At 48.8% G+C, this 2,189-nt stretch carries 3 protein-coding genes; 2 read left to right on the plus strand and 1 reads right to left on the minus strand.

The window, feature by feature from the left end; translation table 11 throughout:
- Together ACTIE6_RS22985 and ACTIE6_RS22990 are read left to right on the plus strand one after the other, a co-directional pair.
- On the plus strand, window positions 1-751 hold a 751-nt coding region (locus tag ACTIE6_RS22985; protein ID WP_439558859.1), incomplete at its 5' end, for a dicarboxylate/amino acid:cation symporter.
- Window positions 752-779: 28 nt separating this feature from the next.
- Window positions 780-1,136, plus strand: a complete 357-nt coding sequence (locus ACTIE6_RS22990) for an ArsC family reductase (RefSeq protein WP_439558860.1) — start codon at window positions 780-782, stop codon at window positions 1,134-1,136.
- Here ACTIE6_RS22990 and ACTIE6_RS22995 read toward each other — a convergent pair.
- The coding region (locus tag ACTIE6_RS22995; RefSeq protein ID WP_439558861.1) for a THUMP-like domain-containing protein at window positions 1,133-2,189 on the minus strand (1,057 nt) is incomplete at its 5' end. The two genes, ACTIE6_RS22990 and ACTIE6_RS22995, sit on opposite strands and share 4 nt — an antisense overlap.

Below are 2,189 nucleotides of genomic sequence, written 5' to 3' on the forward strand. Positions count from 1 at the left end.
GCACGGCGTCGAGCTGCTTGCGGAGGTAATGTTCAAGTTTACCAAAATCATCATGTACTTCGCACCGATTGGTGTGGGAGCCGCTATTGCTGAAACGGTGGGGCATATGGGCATTGATGTTTTGAAAAACCTGGCACTGCTGCTGGCTACCCTGTATTGCGCATTAATCGTCTTTATCCTGATCATATTTATCCCGGTTGCTTTGATCGCGAGGATCCCCGTGATCAAGTTTGCCAAGAATATCTTTGAACCTGTGTCCATTGCATTTGCTACGACCAGCTCCGAGTCTGCATTGCCCAAAGCAATGGAAAAAATGGAGAAGTTTGGCGTGCCGCGGCAGATCGTATCGTTTGTAATGCCAACAGGTTACAGCTTCAACCTCGACGGATCCACGCTCTACCTCGCGCTTGCGACGGTGTTCGTGGCGCAGGCTACCGGCACCGAAATGTCGGTAGGACAGCAGCTCACAATGGTATTACTGCTAATGCTCACCAGTAAGGGAGTTGCAGGTATTCCGCGCGCTACGCTCGTAATTCTGCTTGGCGCAATTGCCAATTTCGGAATGCCCGAGTGGCCGGTACTGCTGATCATGGGTATTGACGAGTTAATGGATATGGGCCGCACATCGGTAAATGTGATTGGTAACTGTCTGGCTACCGCAGTAGTAGCTCGCTGGGAAGGAGAGCTGGACGATGAAAAAATGCATAACTCCGACCTGATACCTGACGATGCTGCAATCCCGGGCGTTTAATTTGATAGTATAGTTTAATCAAGAAATCATGCTGACCGTTTACGGAATACCGAACTGCGATACCATTAAGAAAACCCGCACCTGGCTGGATAAGAACAATGTAGCTTACACTTTTCACGATTACCGGAAAGACGGAATTACGGAAGAGAAAATCAGCCAGTGGTTTAAGGAATTACCGTGGGACAAGGTTTTAAACAAAAGCTCCACTACCTGGAAAGAGTTGCCGGCTGAACAAAAAGCGGATGTTGCAGGTGGGGAGGCTGCTGCTAAAATCCTGGCAGACAACACTTCTGCAATCAAGCGACCTTTAATTGAGGACAGTACCGGCAAGGCAGTACTCGTTGGTTTTTCAGAAAAGGAATTCACCGAACGGTTCCTGAATTAGGCTTTTCGGGTTACGATAACCGTTTTACTATTATTGGAGAGGGTAGTGGCAAACAGATAAAAGTCACCACCCTCTTTGAGTTTCCACTTTTTACGTAAATCTTCTGTTTTAGCCGGAAAGTTGCGGGTGGTAAGATTGGCTTTGTTTCCGCCAATTACTTTTGAAATTTCCTTTATATCGGGTTTGCATTGCGCAACAATCGAGAATGCGCGTCCAGGGAAATCCTTTACCAAAGTTTCCGAAGTGTACAGCTGACTATTTACCGCCAGCTTTCTTACCCCAAATTTTTCGCAAACCATTTTAAATGCGCCGGCTTTCAAGACTGCTGCATGCGGCTCGTATAAAAAGGCGAGCGGCTGATCGAAGGCTGCTGCTGCGTCCCTTTCTTGTTCCCTGTCAAAATCCAGCGCGTGCAATGCATTTCCTTGTTCGTCCACAATGCGCGCCTTTATGGTAAATGAAGGCCCCTGGTAATTCCTGTCCAGGATAAAGAGCAATTCTTTGCATTCATTTTCATAGCCCACCACGTGCACTTCTTTGAGGTTTGTTAAAGCCCTGGCAGCAAGGTCGATGTCCAGCAGGGGAGAGGTTTTGATCAGGATATTTGGTGCGAGGTTTAGCAGCAGTTCCTGATTTGCGGGAATGTCAGGGGCGCAGTCGGCGAGCTGCACTACTTTCTCCTTATGCTCATTTCTCCGTGCAGGATCGGCGTAGATCCAGTCAGAATTCATGGGGTTCTCTGCCAGCGATTGCAGGGAATCTGCGTGGTGTACAATGACGTTTTTTGCATTCAAATGAAGGAAATTGACGCGTGCTGCCGCTGCAACTTGTTCCTGCATTTCAAAATAATGTACCTCGCCAAATTTGTTGCGCATGTAAAAACAGTCTACCCCCATGCCGCCTGTGATGTCGGTCAGCCGCTCGCCTGAAACGATGGATGCCTTGTACCTGGCAGTTGCCTGTGAAGAAGATTGTTCGACTGACAAAGCCGGAGGGAAGAGGAGCGCAGGGTGGCGCGACCATTCGGGGAGCTTGCGCGCGGCCTTTGTCTGG

It is taken from the genome of Dyadobacter sp. (assembly GCF_051859145.1).
Lineage (GTDB): Bacteria > Bacteroidota > Bacteroidia > Cytophagales > Spirosomataceae > Dyadobacter.

Bases quoted from the DNA above. Each gene is read 5' to 3' on its own strand.
- ACTIE6_RS22990 (WP_439558860.1), top strand. From the start codon at position 780: ATGCTGACCGTTTACGGAATACCGAACTGCGATACCATTAAGAAAACC.